This is a genomic window from Acinetobacter colistiniresistens (assembly GCF_024582815.1).
Classification (GTDB): domain Bacteria; phylum Pseudomonadota; class Gammaproteobacteria; order Pseudomonadales; family Moraxellaceae; genus Acinetobacter.
Map to the genome: position 1 here is coordinate 1,047,654 of NZ_CP102099.1, position 16,549 is coordinate 1,064,202.

Below are 16,549 nucleotides of genomic sequence, written 5' to 3' on the forward strand. Positions count from 1 at the left end.
CTGAACTGTAAGGAGCAACCGTATGTTGAGCGTGCTTAAGCAAAACTTGAAACAGAAAATATTTGCTGTTTTAACCCTCGTCTTTGCCGCACTATTTTTCCAGCATACGGTTTGGGCTGAAGTGGCGACTGCAACAGATCAAAGTGATTTGATCGTTGCGGGTAAAATTATTCAGCAACAGCAAAAAGCCAACACATCATCTACAACGCAGCCGCAAGTAGAAACAGCCAATCCGCCACAAGTCGCCAATGATATGGCCGAAGGCGAATCCATCCGTGGTTTACCGACCTTAAATCAACCAGTGATTGATCAGGCCAAAGTATTGAGTGTTGCTGAGATGCAGCAGCTTAATCAGAAAATTCTTAACCTGTATCAACAAGGTAAAGCCCAAATTGGAGTCATTATCGTACCGACTACAGGGCAGGAAGCCATTTTTGATTTTGCTTTGCGTACGGGCGAAAAATGGCAATTGGGTTCAGCCAAACGTGACAATGGTTTGTTGATGGCGATTGCGGTGAATGACCGTAATATCCAGATCTTGACCGGTTATGGTCTAGAGGGTGTTCTGCCCGATGTGGTGCTGAGTCGGATTATCCGCAATCAAATCACCCCGTATTTTAAACAGGGCCAATACGCACAAGGGATTTCCGCGGGCTTGGATGAAATTAGCCGCATTGTCAATCTGGACCCTGAAATTGCGCAGCAAGCCGCGCAAGAGTTGAAAGATCGGCATGAACAAGCGATTCAAGCACAACAGGCCAAAGGCAATACCTTGACTATGGCATTATTTATCCTGATTGCGGGTGTAGTGGGATCATTCATTGTTGGTAATCGTTTAAGTGCTGCCACAGCGGGGGTCACCGCTGCTGCGGCAGGATTACTGAATGGTGCAGGTTTAGTGATGAGCCTGTTACTCGGTTTCGGGATTTTCTTTTTATTGATTACCTCACTGGCACAGCTGATTTTTCAGGCTTTCCTTTCTGGTGGAGGTCGTGGTGGCGGAGGCGGTGGTTTTGGCGGCGGCAGCGGCGGTGGTTATAGCGGTGGCGGTGGTAGTTTTGGCGGGGGAGGAGCATCAGGCTCATGGTAACAAAAACGGATACAACGCAGATTATTACGCAACCGAAATTGAATGAGCACGTGCAGCCGAGTCTAAAACGTTGGTTTAAGCATTTTCTTTACGTGTCTTCTGCGCATCGTTATTTTAATAAACAAGATCGGCTAGACATCGCTGAAGCAGTACAACGGGCAGAGAAAGGTCATATCGGGGAAATTCAGGTGGTGATTGAGGGACATATTCCCTGTTCACAAGCTTACCATCAAAATACCCGTTTACGTGCGCAACAATTGTTTGCTGAACTTGGGGTTTGGGATACCGAGCTTAATAGTGGTGTACTCCTGTATTTAAACCTGTGTGAGCGCAAAGTTGAGATCGTGATCGACCGTGGTTTAAAAGATGCCACACCTACTGAAACATGGAATGCGATTTGCCAGAGTATTGTGCTGTTATTGGCGCAAAAACAATATTTACAAGCAGTAAGTAATGGTGTTGCTGAAATTGGACAGGTACTGGACCAGTACTATGTGAAATCAGATTCAAATGATCAAAACGAATTGCCAAACGAACCGATTATTTTGAACTAGCCTTTAAATTTTTCTCAAAATTAGTACTTGTTATTTTAGGAAAAATAAACTAATGTGCAGACGATTCTGTATATCTTGAATTTCTTTATAGCAAGCTTTTAGATAAGCTTCCGATAAACGGTAAAAAAATTTGAATAAATTACAATAAATTTTCTGTGAAATAGGTCGCTCAATTTAAGTACAATTAGAAAGTAGTCAAATTCAATAGCTGAAAAAATGAATAATAAAGCAGTAAAGTTGACGTTATTTGTCATTTTTCTCGTTAAATGTCTAATTTGCTCTCATTTTATTCAATATGATTTTTTTAAGTCCCTGTTTTTTAGGGTAAAATTGGCTAAGCTAAGGACTGGCATAAAACATGCTAAATACTAAGTAGCTGAAAAAAGCTTATAAAAAAATATCCATTGGAGAAATGTTATGAAATCAATGCAAAAGGGTTTTACTCTTATCGAATTGATGATCGTTGTCGCGATCATTGGTATCTTGGCTGCAATTGCGATTCCTGCGTATCAAAACTATACGAAGCGTTCACACGTTTCTGAAGGTTTGAGTTTGGCTGCGGGTGCAAAAGCTGCGGTAACTGAGTTCTACTCTTCTAATGGCCACTGGCCTACAGCGAACGCTTCTGCTGGTTTAGCAACAGATTCAAGTATTACGGGTAATGCTGTTAAAAAAGTTACGGTCTCTGGTAGTGCAATTACTGTTACATATAATGACAAAGTTACTGATAATGGAACAATTAAATTGCAAGGTGCTAATACTGCTGGTGGTGTAACCTGGATATGTACAGCAACTGGTACAAATCAACCTGTTGATAGCAAATTCTTACCATCTAACTGTCGTTAATAGTTGGCAAAAAAGAAGCATCTATGAGGTGCTTCTTTTTATTATTTAAAGAAAGTAAATGAATAATTTTTGAAAAAATATAATATATATTTTATTTTTGTCCTAATCTTAGGGGTAACTTTCTATATTTATTACTTCGGTTTATTTGGGGATTATGTTTTTGATGATTCTGGGAATATTTTAGAAAATAAAAAAATAGCAATAACATCAATAGACTGGAATAGTTTAAATGCTGCATTTTGGTCTGGTGGAGCTGGGCCATTAGGTCGTCCAATTAGTATGTTATCTTTTGCACTTAATTATTATTTTACTGGCTTTGATCCTTACTATTTTAAACTAACAAATTTAATAATTCATCTTGTTAATGGTATTTTAATTTATTTTTAAGTTTATTGATTTTTAAAATGTTGTATGCTGGAGAAAAACAAAAGATAAACCTAGTTCCTTATCTTGCACTTATTGTAAGTACAGTATGGTTGATTCACCCCTTGAATTTAACGAGTGTACTTTATGTAGTGCAACGAATGACCAGTTTATCTACATTATTTGGTTTTTAATGTTGGTAGTTTATTGTTATTGGCGGAGTTGCTCTAAAAATAGATGGGGTACAATATTTGCTTTTTTACAATAATAAATTGTTTCTTTGCATCCATTTTGAGTAAAGAGTCGGGTTTTTATTTCTAGGTCTACTTTATTGGATTGAATTACTTATTTTTCAGGGACGAAATTTAAAAGGAGAAGATATTCTGGTTGGAAGGCTTAAGCTTATTCAATTGTTATGGTTTGGAGTGGTTGTAGGTTTATTTTTAATTATTTGTATGGCATTTCCTTATATAAATAATCCAATTGTAGGGAACCGAGATTTTAATACGATTGAGCGATTATTTACTGAGTCGAGAATTATTTTTATTATTTAAAAATGATTTTTTTACCTTTGCTTTCTGACTTAAGTTTATATCATGATGATTTTATTGTTTCTAAGTCCATTATTCAGCCAATAACAACTCTTTACTCTATATCAGGCTTAATTTTTATTTCGGTTCTAAGCTTGCTTTTTGTTAAGAAATATCCATTAATCCTATTTGCATGGGGTTGGTATTTGATTAGTCAGTTGATGGAATCAACATTTATTAATCTTGAACTAATTCATGAACATAGAAATTATTTTGGTACTATTGGTTTTGTTACCTTAATTGTTTATTGCATAGCTTGTATAAATAATCAAACAATTAAAAAAATTATGATTGCTCTTGGTGTGATTTATACTTTTAATCTTGCTTTCACAACTTGGCAACGAAGTATTATTTGGTCAAATCTTGTTGATCAGGCGGCTTATGAAGCTGCAATGCATCCTTATTCTGATCGTGCAAACTATCAGATGGCTCGTATTTATATGAAGTTAATGGTTGAGATTCCCACTAAACGTGAGGAATATGCCAAAAACGCCTATTATTATTTAAGACAATCCCAAAAGAGTTATTTACCATCTAATGGAGCATGGTTTGGCGAATTGCATCTTGCTTCGGAAATGAAATGGACTATTTCAGAGAAAACAATTCAAGAATTACAAGCTCGTTTAGCACGTGGTTCTTTTACAAACAATAATATTGGATTCTTGAGTGCATTTTCTGATTGTCAAATTAAAGAGTTTTGTCATGTTCCTCATGATCAAGCTGTGAGAATCATTGCTGCTGGCATAGATAATCCTAATGTAAATAATGATGTACGTGCAGAACTTTATAAACTTTTAGCAAATTACTTTGTTTCAGTCATTGGTGACTTTCTTAAAGGTGAAGAATTTATGCATGATGCGATAAATCTAAAAGATGATATTAATGGTCGCCTGTTGTATTCACAGATTTATCGCCTACAAGGTAAATTTCTAGAAGCAGAGCAACAGTTGGTTCAAGCAAAAAAATTAGATACAAAACAAGTGTGGTATAAAGAAATCAGCTTAGAGCAAGAACAAATCATTCGAGCTCAAAAAACCTATAGGGAAAGGCATTGAAAATAAGTGTAGTACTTCCTGCAAAAAATGAAGCGGGTGCGATTGGAAAAACAACCGAAAAAATTAAGCAATTAAACATTGCTTATGAAATTATTGTTGTCAATGATGGCTCAACAGATGAAACTTCTTTGCTTGCGGAACAAGCTGGAGCAAAAGTTGTATCGCATCCTTATTCAAAAGGGAATGGTGCGGCAATTAAGACGGGCGCAAGAACTGCAACAGGGGATGTAATAGTTTTTATGGATGCAGATGGGCAACATGACCCTAATGATATTTCTCGATTAATTGAAAAAATTGAACAAGGCTATGATTTAGTTGTTGGTGCAAGACAAAAAGGTTCGCAAGCAAGTGTTGGCCGCGGGGTTGCAAATACACTTTATAATAATTTAGCGGCCTATATGACGGAACATAAAGTCGAAGACCTCACATCAGGCTTTCGTGCAGTACGTGCAGAGAAATTCAGAGAATTCCTCTATTTGTTACCAAATGGTTTTTCTTATCCAACTACTAGTACTATGGCATTTTTTAGAGCTGGCTACTCGGTGACTTATGTACCTATTCACGCTGCTAAACGGGTTGGAAAAAGTCATATTCATCCATTAAAAGATGGAATACGTTTTTTCTTGATCATTTTTAAGATTGCTACCTTGTTTTCACCTTTGAAAATGTTCTTACCTATCGCTGTTGTCTTATTTTTAATGGCAACAAGTTGGTATGGTTATACACTTTATGAATATCATCGTTTTACTAATATGAGTGCATTGCTTTACACTGGAAGTGTGATGATATTTTTGATGGGGCTAATTTCAGAGCAAGTGACTGCTCTCATGTATAAAGATAATAAGTAGGAATTACTGTGTTTAGTATATCAATACAGTTGTGGAAAATTCTGACACCACTTGATAAAAGAAAATTATTGGTTGTCCTTATTCTTGTAGTTGTTATGGCTGGTATTGAAGCAATTGGTGTTGTTTCGATTATGCCCTTTCTTGCCGTATTGGCTAATCCTACAGTTATAGAAAGCAATCTATTACTCCAAAAAATTTCAAAAACTTTATTGGTGAACGATACACGTCAATTTATTGTATATTTAGGTATGCTTTCACTTGGTATAGTTGTTTTTCTACATTTATTAAGATTATTACTCAATATGCGTTATATAGATTTTCTAACTTACAGCGCCATTATTTTTCAACTCGACTTTTAGAAATTTATTTGCAACAGCCTTATGAGTTTTTATCGAAAGAAATAGTTCAAATTTGATAAAAAATATCTTGTCAGAAGTAGATGAACTCGTCCGAGGGATAATTCAACCTATATTGTTTTTAATTGCTTACAGTGTTGTTATTTTCTGTATGATTGCCATTTTAATATTTTATGATCCTATTATGGCAATTTCAACAGCATTAATTTTAATGTTTTTTATGTTTCTATTTTTTTAACGATAAAAAAATTCTTGATCAAATTAGCCAAAGTTTTATTGAAGCAAATGAAGTACGTTATCAAGCTTGCTCAGAGGTCTTAGGTGGGATTAAAGATATCATTATTAATCATGCAGGGAAACAGTATATAGAAAAAGTTGATCAGAGTTCAAGGCTATACTCACTTCATTTGGCGACTAAAGAGACTTTGGGCCAAGTACCATTGCATATCGTGGAAACGATAGGTTATGGCTGCATCATTATTCTTGCAATTGTATTGGTTATTTCTGGGAAAGAGATTTCTCATATTTTACCTATATTAGGGTTATATGGTATAGCTGCTTATCGTATGCTGCCTGCTGCACAAAATATATATCGTGCAATTACACAGATAAAATTTTCTCAAAATGTTTTTAAAAGCATAAGAGACGAATTTTTGTTAAATAATAAAAAATAGATTACAAAAAAATCAAAAAATAGTATTTGAAAATAAAATTCAATTGAAAAATATTTGCTTTTCATATGCAAGCAGATCTAGTAATTTAATTTTAGATCATTTTAACTTAATTATTTCAAAAAATAAAACTATTGGAATTGTTGGGAAAAGTGGAAGTGGAAAAGCACGTTAATGGATATTATGTTAGGTTTATTGCAACCACAACGTGGAAAGGTGTTAGTCGATGATGTCGAGTTAAATCAGAATAATATACAAGCTTGGTACCAAATAGTAGGTTATGTGCCACAGTCAATTTATTTAGCAGATAAAAGTATTGCTGAAAATATTGCTTTTGGTGTTGAAAAAGATCAAATAGATTTTGAAGCAGTAAAACTGGTGGCTCAACAAGCGCAGATTGATGATTTTATTATGCAAAAATTACCACAAGGCTATCAAACAAAAGTTGGTGAACGAGGAGTTATGCTATCTGGTGGACAGAAGCAGCGAATAGGAATTGCTCGTGCTTTATATAAAAATCCTCAAATTTTGTTCATGGATGAAGCAACAAGTGCATTAGATATCGAAACCGAATATGCTATAAATGAAGCAATTCAGAATTTAAATGGGAAAAAAACGATTGTAATCATTGCCCATAGAGAAAGTGCTGTAAAAGTTGTGATCAAGTAATTAGATTAATAAGCTAAACTTAGCAAAAATCATTGAGAGGATGTAAATGGGGATTGATAGTCAAAATTTTAATTTTTTGAAGTATGTTCAAAAAAATAAGGTTACTTTTGGAAGAACAATTACATTAGGTAGATTGGCTCTTTTTAATATTGAAGATACTATCTTCGAGAGATACGCTATAGAAGACCAAAAATATGCTGAACAACTTTTAGAGAAACTATTTGGTGCTAGTAGTATAGAGTCTATTGATAACTCAGGCTATGAGAACTCTACATATATTTTTGATATGAATAAAGATTTAATAGATTTTAAGAATTACGATACGGTAATCGACTTTGGTTGTACTGAACATATATATAATATTGGTAATTGTTTTAATAATATCAGAAAGTTATGTGATGTTGGTGGTGTTATATTGCATGCTGTCCCAAGTAATGGCTGCTGTGGTCATGGTTTTTATCAATTTTCACCAGAGTTTTTTATAGCATGTATTCAGAAAAAAATGGTTTTTCGAATACTGAAATTTATTTAGTTGATATGGATAACCATAAATATTGGTATAAATTAGACCCAAAATTTAAAGGAAACAGAATTAATATTAAATCATTAAGTGAATTATATGTTTTTGTTACAACAACTAAACAAAGGCATGTTGAAACGCTTGAGATCCAGCAGTCGGATTATGAGGTTATCTGGGATAAGTCTTTCAGAAAAGATACAGCCTTGAAGAGTGGCAATAAAAGCATATTAAAGTTTATTAAAAAATTTATTTTTCTGACAAAATTATATAGAATTTTAGATGATTTCCTTTCACCTAGTGGTGCGAAAAATTTAAATAGCAATACTTATTCAAAAGTAAAATACTCAGCAATTAATTAAAATTGCTGAGTATTTTACTTTGAATAAGTATTGCTGTTTCATCAATAAGGTGAATATAAGTTTGATTGTTTTGAAAATATTCATCTACAGCCTGTCTTGCTCCTTTCCAATGGCCATAATCATCAACAATCAAGATACCTTTTTCAACTAGTCTGGGGAATAATTTTTGTAGTTCTAAAATTGTTGATTCATACCAATCGGTATCTAATCTCAATAATGCAATAGAATCATGTGTCTTAGTACTTAAGGTATCTTCAACTTTACCTTTTATGAAATGAACTTTATCCATTGGATAACCTATTTTCTTTATATTTTCCTTAACTTCATCTAAAGATGCATAGCACCAGATATTTTCTTCAATATTGTGTTTATTTAATAATGTTTTTGCATTATCGCCGTAAATAGAAAGATCATTATCTGTTGGTTGAGACATACCTTCAAATGTATCATAGAGATATAAGTTTCTCGAAGTATCATTTAACTCAATAAGCTGTAAAGCGATAAGCATCATACTGCCACCTCGCCATACACCACATTCAACAATATCTCCGGGAATTTTATTCTTTACAATATATTGTACTGAGTTTTTAAACTTAGCATTCGAGGAATACTTGTCATCGTATAAGGTCGGACTTGGTTAATAATAATTTTATCTGATTCAGAAATATAAGCATCATATTGGACTAAATATATATATTTACTATTTTTAATGATTCTATAACCAATAATATTTAAAATATTTTGGAGAATATTAGCTATTTTTTGTTTCATTGATTAAATCTAACCATTTTCTTATTGAGTTCTCAATATTAAACTGTTTTGATTTTTCAGTAAATGGTTTAATTTTAATAGTTTTTTTGTTACGATGATATCGTAAATTTTTTTCTCGAAGTCTAAAGGATTTTGATTATCAATTAGAATACCATATTTTCCATCCTCTAAGATCTCATATGGACCATGTTTACAATTATATGCGATGCTCAATAATCCACATGACAAAGCCTCAATAAGAACTGTTGGAAGACCCTCGAATCTCGAGGGAAGTAAAAAAATATCTGATCGATTCATAATTGAAAGAGGATCTGCTGTAGCACCTTTCAAAAAAATATGTCGATCCAGACCTAATTTATTTATTTTTTTGTTAGATTTATATATTCTTCACCATCTCCCCAAATTTCTAGCTGCCAGTTTTTATATTCTTTAAAACGATGCATTATATCTATGAGATTATCATAACCTTTTGATATGTTAGTCTTCCAATAGAAATAAATCGTATCATTTTAAAATCTATGCAATTGTTTCTAATTTGAATATTTTTATTTGAAATGACTGGGTTGTAAATGCATTTTATTTGGGTTTTACTTACATTGAATTTTTCTTTTACCTCATTCAATAATCCATTAGATACGCAAACTAAATGATTTGTTCTTTTATATAATAGGCTTGCACATATGTAATCAATAGTTTTTCGCTTAATACCATTTCTTGACTTAGGGTAAACAATACTGTCATGTGTATTATGTATAGTATGAATATGTATGATTTTACTATCAATAACTAAAGATGTTAATAAGCCTAAATCAGTAAAGGCAGTAATAACATGAGTTGGTTTGCTTTTATTTATTTCTTTTTTTAAACTTTTAATAATTTGAAATATATTGTTATTTTCTATTTTTTTACGGAAGTAGTTGCGTAGGCTTCTTCCTTTAAATTACCTTGATCACTTAAAACAATTAAATGGCATTTGATCCCATTTTCTTGAAGATTTTTATTAAATTTAAAGTTACTCGTTCAACACCGCCAAAAACGAGTCTTGGTAAAATAAATGTAATTTTTGGTTGATTCATTTTAGTCATGGGAATTAAGTTGTAAATATTATACACTAAGTTTTTGTTTAGATAAAGGTTTTTATCTTTTAATAAAAATGGATGGTTGTTTATATATTTAAGCTAAAGGAATTTGATATTACCTTCCACTCATGATTTAGTTTAATGTTTAGTTTTATTTTATTTTTAATTGAAACTCAATGCAAGTTGCAAGGTTTCTAGGATTGTTACATTGTGAAAATAAAAAGAATCGTTTATGTTTTTTAAACAAAAGTTACTTTGAATGTTTGGGTTCATAGTAGTTACAATAGGTATTTCCATTGAAATGTATTCTGCTATCTTACATGATGCCCCATTATCCATCATATCTGAATTTCGGTATGGTAATGCTAACAGATCACAACTTGCTATAGCAAAAGGAATCTTATTGAATGAAATATTACCTAGATAATGAATGAAATTATAATCTAAATTTAAATTTTCTCTCTTTTTCCAGCTAATAGGATTTTTAGGTCGATACCATTTTCTCTGATAATATTAACTGCTTCAATTAAATCATCTATACCACGATCTAATTCCATACTACCAAAATATCCAATATATAAATCTTTCTCTGATAAATTAAATTCTTTTCTGGATTTGTTTTTGTCACGTGGGTAAAAATGGTTCTTATCTATTCCGTTTGGCAAAAAAATGTTTTTACATTGTGTTCTGGAATCATTTAAAAGTTTTTGGCTTGCAAAAAGCACATGTCTGATTTGTTTAGTAAAAATTTATAAATATTTATTCCTAATAAATTTCTATACCCTGTAAAGGTGTCATATTTATCATAAACATCAAAAAAAATTTAGAAAAAGTTAATTTTGCTAGAAGAAATCCTAATAATCCAATATAGCAATCTCCGCTTGCAATAACTATTTTAGGTCTCTTAATAAGATTTTTAAAAATACAAGTTAAAAAGCTCAAACTAAAAATAGGAGTAGAAGTGATCTTTAGTTTTTCCTCATAATCTGTTATCTTTTCTTTTGAATGGTAGTCAATTAACCAAAGTTGGCATGATTTCTCTTGCGACCAGTAGTAAGGCAATTTATAAATACGCCCATACTTTTCTATATAAGCATCACGATTTGTATAGAAACGCTTACCAATAAAAAGTATATCCATTTATAGTTTCTCAATAGCTGCTTTCAACTGCAGTCTTAAATTATACCATGCAAATCGTTCAGCAAATTCTATACAACTTTTCTTTTCGATTAAAAAATAGTTTTCTAGTACATGAATTACCACTTTAGTCAGTGAAATATAGTTTTGTTTTTCAATAAGAAAACCAGTTTTTCCATCTTGAACAGCATCTATTATGCCGCCTGTCGCAAATGCAATCGTTGGTGTACCATGTGTTGCTGCTTCAATTGCAACCATACCAAAGCCTTCGGGATCTTCGGGAATGTACTTGACTGGAAAAACATGAATATCAGCCAAATAATACCAAGCTGAAAGTAACTTATCATCTGAAATATTGCCAACAAAAAGTATATGATTCTGAATATTGTATTTTTCGCTGTAATAAGAATAGATTCTTTACTTTGTAAATTTTTATTTAATGACTGGGAGGGCGTATCACCAATAATAACTAATATGGTATCTGGACAGGATTGAATAATTGTTGGGAGACTGTTCTCGACAAACTCACGTATAGCTTTACGTGCTGTTAAACGTCCAACGGAAATGAGAACTTTTTTATTTTCTAGTTTGAACTGTGTTTTTAAACTACTTATGAGATATTGATTTTTTTCAGGAGCCGGGAAACTGACTCCTGGATGAATAATTTCTATTTTATTCTGATAGACTCCTTTTGAACGCAAATATCAAATGTAGAAGTACTATTTGCAATAATTTTATCAGCCATTCTAATTATTGGAATCCAAACTAAATTATAGACGATATTATTAGTTCCGATATCTAAGCCATGTATATAAACTAAGCTTTTTTTTCTGAAAAGCTTTGCCCAAAAAACTGTAATGGGAGCTGTTAAACCGCTCCCTGCAAATAAAATATCTGGGCGTTGGGTTAAGCATATCCAAAAGGTTTTGATAAAAGCCAATATAAGAAAAATAGGAAGAGGATCTAATGTGACACCATAAAATTTGGCTTTTGATGGCGCGATTGTTCTTGCTTTGGTATGGCTAATAAGCAGAACATCATGATCCTTAGATAGTTCATCTGCGATATGCCAATTTAAGCGTTCCATTCCTCCAATTAATGGAGGAAGATTGCGGGTCACGATCAATATTTTTTTCTTAGACATGATTTTAAGAGATTATAAGCTCTTTTAAAGTGTATATGATTTGAGGTTCTTTCGTTAAATTTTTTATTAAATAAAATTATCTTATAAGTCATCATGTGACAAAATGCGTCATTCACTTATTCTTTTAATTTTGTATATATATTTGAAATTATTAATTTTATTTTTGGCATGTTTTTTGATACTAAGGTCATATAATGCATTTTTGGGGAGCAATGTCATGATTGGTGCGAAAGGATTTACACTCATTGAACTTATGATTGTAGTAGCAATTATTGGTATTTTAGCAAGTATTGCTATTCCAGCCTATCAGAACTACACCACGCGGGCACAGGTTGCCGAAGCACTTAATATGGCAAGCTCAATTAAAGCTGAATTATTGGCAAAATATGGTGAAAGTGGGAGTTGCCCGACTTCACCAACAGATTTAGGGCTGAATGCATCAGGAACAATGAATACTAAATATGTACAAAGTGTTGGGATTAATACCACATATACAGGAGCGTTATGTGCTTTTGAATTTACGTTTAGTACTACCAACATGAATACTGGGGTGGCTGGAAAGACGCTTGTTTTTGCGATGATGAATTATGCTGGTAATGGTTCAGCACGTTGGGAATGCGCATCCTCGCAAATTTCTCAAAAGTTTTTGCCTTCGGTATGTAGAGGCATTTAAATCATAATCTGAGATTGGACTGATGAGGGGGAAGAATAGACTTTAAATCATAAAGAATAAAATTCTCCTTACCCAAAGCCTGAATTTCTTTATAATCCATATTCTTGAATTGTTGATGCCCAATAGCCAGTACAATCGCATCGTAATGAGCTGGTTGAAGCACTTGAACAGGTTCCAAGCCATATTCTTTAATGACTTCTGATGGATCAACCCAAGGATCATAGACATCAAGGTTCAAATCGTACTCTTTGAGTGATTGAATCAGATCAATGATTTTGGTATTGCGAATATCTGGGCAGTTCTCTTTAAATGACAGTCCCATCACCAGAATATTTGCTCCGACAACTTGGATCTTTTGTTTAACCATTTCTTTTATGAGTTGTGTCGCAACATATTCACCCATCCTGTCATTTAACCGACGTGCAGCTAAAATAATCTCTGGGTGTAGGCCAATAGATTGGGCCTTATGGGTAAGATAATATGGATCTACACTGATACAATGCCCACCAACAAGTCCAGGACGAAAAGGTAAAAAGTTCCATTTAGTTGCTGCAGCTTTCAATACTTCTTCAGTATCGATGCCGAGCTTATTAAATATGAGGGCAAGCTCATTGATGAGGGCGATATTGACATCACGTTGTGTGTTTTCGATTACTTTTGCTGCTTCGGCCACTTTGATTGAAGAGGCTTTGTGTGTACCTGCGGTAATAATACTTAAATAAATTTGATCAATTAAGTCAGCGATTTCTGGTGTTGAACCTGAAGTAATTTTTTGAATGGTTGTAACGCTTTTAGTTTTATCACCAGGATTGATACGTTCAGGACTATAGCCTATAAAGAAGTCTTGATTCAATTTAAGTTGTGAATGTTTTTCTAATATTGGTACACAAACTTCTTCGGTTGCCCCAGGGTAAACTGTAGATTCATAAATAACAATATCGCCATCTTTTAAATGTCTTGCAATTGTGGTTGATGCCTGAATTAATGGATTTAAGTCGGGTTGTTTAAAATGATCGATCGGTGTCGGTACCGTGACGATATAACAATCACCTTCTGCAAGGTGGTCGGAATTTGAACTGATTTGCAGGTTGGCTAAATTACCAAGTTCAGTTTGACTAATTTCTAATGTAGAGTCTTGTTGATGTGAGAGCTCATTGACTCTTTTGAGATTGGTGTCATAGCCAATGACCTTAAATTGCTTGCTAAAGGCTAAGGCTAAGGGTAAACCGACATAACCCAAGCCAACCACAGCAATCGTCAATTGCTTAGTTGTGATCTTGTTGTTAATCATAGCGTAAAGATGTGACATATTTTTGTTTTTAGACTCGTTTTTCATCTTGGTAAAGTATTGATAATAATGTGTATTCTAATATGTATGTCTGAATAAAAATACTAAAAACTTATAAATATCTTTAATTTCCTTAAACAAAAATATGGTTAGAATCATCAAAAACGATTTTGATATGTAGTTTATTTGACTTGTTTAAGCTGTCTAAAGTGCTTTGTTGTATCATAGTGTCTAGTGTCTTTTATAAAATACCTTATGCAATTTATATGCTTTTTCTTTGCCAGTGTTCTCATTGGTTTTGCCTGGCTCTCCCCATTTCATACTTATCCATGGGTCACCTTCTCGGGTGAATTGGCGAGTTTTGGTGCCGGACTGACGCTACTGGCGGTGTTCCTCAATAAAAAAATGCTTGTACCTCGAGCACAACTGTTGATTGCTCCGATTATTCTGGTGCCTTTGGTTCAGTGGGGTTTTGGACTGGTATATGACTTTAGTACGGCGTTGTTAAGCTCACTCTATGTCTTTGCCTTTTGGTTGATGATTGTACTTGGCTTCAACCTTTCTGTGCAGACCAAGAAGCGTGACGCCTTGATGGAAGAGATCTCTAAACTTCTGTTTGGTATTGCGATAGTCTGTAGTGGAATCGCGATTGCGCAATGGTGTGGTCTAGGTGGCGTGATCAATGGTGTCATGCAGCTCAAAGGCGATCGACCTTATGCTAATTTTGGGCAGCCTAATCATTTAGCCACCTTTCTAATTATGGGGCTGATGGGTGCCTTATATCTTTATGAGAAAAGAGCACTGCCATCATGGTGCTTGGTTCCTCCAAGCGTGATTATTTTATTTACAGTTGCCTTAACTCAATCCCGAACATCATGGGTGGTATGTTTATTCATTCTGTTTTATTGGATGTATAAGCAGTACAAGCAGCAACCACGTTTTAACTTTGCCCAGCTTTGGGTCTGGAGTATTGGCTTTTTTGTGATTGCAGTATGGGGACTGCCATTGCTTACTCATCTCATCGATACTTTCTCAAACTCAGCAGTGGTCCAAACCAGTAGTGTGGCTGAGCGTGCCAGCTCAGGATATTTACGTTTTGAGATATGGACGCAAATGTTATTGGCATTGAAGGAACAGCCTTGGTTTGGCTATGGATGGAACCAGATCAGTGTTGCGCAAATAACTGTTTTTCATTTGTATCCAAACCATGAGTGGGTTGTGAGTGCCCATAATGTATTGCTGGATATTTTGGTCTGGAATGGATTACCCCTTGGTCTGTATATAATTGTGTATATGGTGTTGTGGTTTTTTTGGCTGGATAAAAATGCTAAAGATACAACCTCGATTATTGGGATTTTGATGGTCTCAGCGATTCTGATTCATGCCTTATTAGAGTTTCCACAGCGTTATGCTTATTTCTTGCTTCCAATGGGTTTTCTTCTTGGCCTGATTCAAGCACAAACCCCTGAGTTAAAAGGGATTTATTTATATAAGAATGTGATTCGCTGTATTTGGCTGATCGCGATTGTGGTCATATTGTTAATTTGGCGTGATTATAAGCTTTTTCAAGAAAATAGCCGTTTAATCTTTAAAAAGCAGCAACCGACAGTTGAAATATTGGGCAGCTCGAAAATTCTGTTATTGACTCAATTTCAGCAACGTATGGACTGGATTCGTTTAAAACCACAAACAATCATGGCTGAAGCTGATTTAGAGCAATTTGGAAAGCTGGTTAAGAATAAAGCAACGCCGTATAACTTGAAGAAGTATGCACAGTTACTTGCTTATAATCAAAAGCTTGAACAAGCGGAACAGCAGCTATTTATTTTACAGCAGTTGTATGGGCAACAGCTGAGCCTGCCTGAAGTTGTAGAAATGAATAAGCGAGCAATGTAAAAAAATAAAGCCCTAATCAGGGCTTTATTTTTGGATGAAACTCAAGCGTTGTGTGAATTTCTTAAATTTGGCTTTGAATATAGTTTTCAATACCGACATTTTCAACCAAATCAAGTTGCGTATCTAGCCAGTCCCAATATTCTTCTTCTTTCTCTAGAATTTCTTGGACTAAATCTCGGGTCACATAGTCTTGTTCTGACTCGGCAAGCTCAACCGCTTGCTTGAGTGCTGCGATATTCTCTTTAACCTTGCGAATATCGCAGTTCAGGACTTCTTCCGTATGCTGACCAATATAGAGCTTGCCTAAATGTTGTAGGTTGGGTAAGCCTTCTAAAAATAAGATGCGTTCGATGACTTTATCTGCATGTTTCATCTGGCGAATAGATTCTTTGTACTCGGCAGAACCAAGTTGTTCAATGCCCCAGTCATTAAACATGCGAGAGTGTAAAAAATATTGATTAATTGCTGTTAAATGGTGGTAAAGCACCTGATTCAGCTGATTGATAACTTCACGATTGCCTTTCATTGCGTTTACTCCAAAACACCAAGTGATGCCCTAGTGGCTAAGGCAATTTATCTTATCTTAATCAACAAAAAATGTTCTGGCGAGTAATTTATAGAACGGCAAATGAAAATCACA

Annotated in this window: 21 protein-coding genes and 1 pseudogene; 13 read left to right on the forward strand and 9 right to left on the reverse strand. The window is 34.1% G+C overall.

The genetic code is table 11. The annotated features are described in order from the left end of the window. The first annotated feature begins 22 nt into the window (after nt 1–22). From NQU59_RS04970 to NQU59_RS05025, 11 genes are all read left to right on the forward strand, one after another. Nucleotides 23–1,090: a TPM domain-containing protein gene (locus NQU59_RS04970; protein ID WP_257065243.1), complete on the forward strand. Its 1,068-nt coding sequence runs from the start codon at nt 23–25 to the stop codon at nt 1,088–1,090. After that, nucleotides 1,084–1,644 carry a TPM domain-containing protein gene (locus NQU59_RS04975; protein ID WP_257065244.1) on the forward strand — a complete coding sequence of 187 codons (561 nt, stop codon included), beginning with the start codon at nt 1,084–1,086 and terminating at the stop codon, nt 1,642–1,644. Before NQU59_RS04970 ends, NQU59_RS04975 begins: the two co-directional genes overlap by 7 nt. Before the next feature lie 426 nt (nt 1,645–2,070). Beyond that, nucleotides 2,071–2,490 carry a pilin gene (locus tag NQU59_RS04985; protein ID WP_373463000.1) on the forward strand — a complete coding sequence of 140 codons (420 nt, stop codon included), beginning with the start codon at nt 2,071–2,073 and terminating at the stop codon, nt 2,488–2,490. A gap of 69 nt (nt 2,491–2,559) precedes the next feature. Next, nucleotides 2,560–2,877, forward strand: coding sequence for a hypothetical protein (locus tag NQU59_RS04990; RefSeq protein WP_257065245.1), 318 nt, complete (start codon nt 2,560–2,562; stop codon nt 2,875–2,877). Between the two features lie 532 nt (nt 2,878–3,409). After that, on the forward strand, nt 3,410–4,498 hold the full coding sequence (locus NQU59_RS04995; protein ID WP_257065246.1) for a tetratricopeptide repeat protein: 1,089 nt from the start codon (nt 3,410–3,412) through the stop codon (nt 4,496–4,498). Further along, on the forward strand, nt 4,495–5,346 hold the full coding sequence (locus NQU59_RS05000; protein ID WP_257065247.1) for a glycosyltransferase family 2 protein: 852 nt from the start codon (nt 4,495–4,497) through the stop codon (nt 5,344–5,346). Before NQU59_RS04995 ends, NQU59_RS05000 begins: the two co-directional genes overlap by 4 nt. An 8-nt stretch (nt 5,347–5,354) precedes the next feature. Next, nucleotides 5,355–5,705 (forward strand): hypothetical protein, encoded by a 351-nt coding sequence (locus NQU59_RS05005; protein WP_257065248.1) that lies wholly within the window; start codon nt 5,355–5,357, stop codon nt 5,703–5,705. Between the two features lie 422 nt (nt 5,706–6,127). After that, nucleotides 6,128–6,376: a hypothetical protein gene (locus tag NQU59_RS05010; RefSeq protein WP_257065249.1), complete on the forward strand. Its 249-nt coding sequence runs from the start codon at nt 6,128–6,130 to the stop codon at nt 6,374–6,376. A 171-nt stretch (nt 6,377–6,547) separates the two neighbouring features. Further along, entirely contained in the window at nt 6,548–7,042 is a 495-nt protein-coding gene (locus NQU59_RS05015; RefSeq protein WP_257065250.1) for an ATP-binding cassette domain-containing protein, read from the forward strand. Between the two features lie 46 nt (nt 7,043–7,088). Further along, complete coding sequence (locus NQU59_RS05020; protein WP_257065251.1) at nt 7,089–7,574, forward strand: hypothetical protein; 486 nt, start codon at nt 7,089–7,091, stop codon at nt 7,572–7,574. 5 nt (nt 7,575–7,579) lie between these two features. Further along, nucleotides 7,580–7,921 carry a hypothetical protein gene (locus tag NQU59_RS05025; protein WP_257065252.1) on the forward strand — a complete coding sequence of 114 codons (342 nt, stop codon included), beginning with the start codon at nt 7,580–7,582 and terminating at the stop codon, nt 7,919–7,921. Here NQU59_RS05025 and NQU59_RS05030 read toward each other — a convergent pair. From NQU59_RS05030 to NQU59_RS05050, 7 genes and pseudogenes are all read right to left on the reverse strand, one after another. Beyond that, nucleotides 7,914–8,504 (reverse strand): annotated as a pseudogene (locus NQU59_RS05030) (TylF/MycF/NovP-related O-methyltransferase); the annotation flags it as partial. The gene NQU59_RS05025 and the pseudogene NQU59_RS05030 sit on opposite strands and share 8 nt — an antisense overlap. A 209-nt stretch (nt 8,505–8,713) precedes the next feature. Further along, complete coding sequence (locus tag NQU59_RS18835; RefSeq protein ID WP_373463001.1) at nt 8,714–9,076, reverse strand: glycosyltransferase; 363 nt, start codon at nt 9,074–9,076, stop codon at nt 8,714–8,716. A gap of 64 nt (nt 9,077–9,140) precedes the next feature. Then, on the reverse strand, nt 9,141–9,593 hold the full coding sequence (locus NQU59_RS18840) for a glycosyltransferase (RefSeq protein WP_373463002.1): 453 nt from the start codon (nt 9,591–9,593) through the stop codon (nt 9,141–9,143). Between the two features lie 627 nt (nt 9,594–10,220). Further along, nucleotides 10,221–10,496 (reverse strand): hypothetical protein, encoded by a 276-nt coding sequence (locus NQU59_RS05035; protein ID WP_257065253.1) that lies wholly within the window; start codon nt 10,494–10,496, stop codon nt 10,221–10,223. 40 nt (nt 10,497–10,536) lie between these two features. Beyond that, nucleotides 10,537–10,911, reverse strand: coding sequence for a hypothetical protein (locus NQU59_RS05040; RefSeq protein WP_257065254.1), 375 nt, complete (start codon nt 10,909–10,911; stop codon nt 10,537–10,539). Further along, a complete protein-coding gene (locus tag NQU59_RS05045) occupies nt 10,912–11,322 on the reverse strand; it encodes a glycosyltransferase (RefSeq protein ID WP_306436586.1) in 411 nt (136 codons plus the stop codon). A 253-nt stretch (nt 11,323–11,575) separates the two neighbouring features. Next, a complete protein-coding gene (locus tag NQU59_RS05050) occupies nt 11,576–12,052 on the reverse strand; it encodes a glycosyltransferase (protein ID WP_257065255.1) in 477 nt (158 codons plus the stop codon). 217 nt (nt 12,053–12,269) lie between these two features. On the opposite strand from NQU59_RS05050, the gene NQU59_RS05055 reads away from it, so the two are divergent. Continuing rightward, entirely contained in the window at nt 12,270–12,725 is a 456-nt protein-coding gene (locus tag NQU59_RS05055; protein ID WP_043972822.1) for a pilin, read from the forward strand. 1 nt (nt 12,726) lies between these two features. Here NQU59_RS05055 and tviB read toward each other — a convergent pair whose 3' ends face one another. Next, nucleotides 12,727–14,001, reverse strand: coding sequence for a Vi polysaccharide biosynthesis UDP-N-acetylglucosamine C-6 dehydrogenase TviB (tviB, locus tag NQU59_RS05060; protein WP_373463003.1), 1,275 nt, complete (start codon nt 13,999–14,001; stop codon nt 12,727–12,729). A 267-nt stretch (nt 14,002–14,268) separates the two neighbouring features. Here tviB and NQU59_RS05065 point away from each other — a divergent pair, with 267 nt between their 5' ends. After that, the gene (locus NQU59_RS05065) at nt 14,269–15,909 is read left to right on the forward strand and encodes a PglL family O-oligosaccharyltransferase (protein WP_257065256.1); all 1,641 of its coding nucleotides are present in this window, start codon (nt 14,269–14,271) and stop codon (nt 15,907–15,909) included. Between the two features lie 61 nt (nt 15,910–15,970). Here NQU59_RS05065 and bfr read toward each other — a convergent pair whose 3' ends face one another. After that, nucleotides 15,971–16,435 carry a heteropolymeric bacterioferritin subunit Bfr gene (gene bfr, locus NQU59_RS05070; protein ID WP_005238394.1) on the reverse strand — a complete coding sequence of 155 codons (465 nt, stop codon included), beginning with the start codon at nt 16,433–16,435 and terminating at the stop codon, nt 15,971–15,973. Nucleotides 16,436–16,549: the final 114 nt, after the last annotated feature.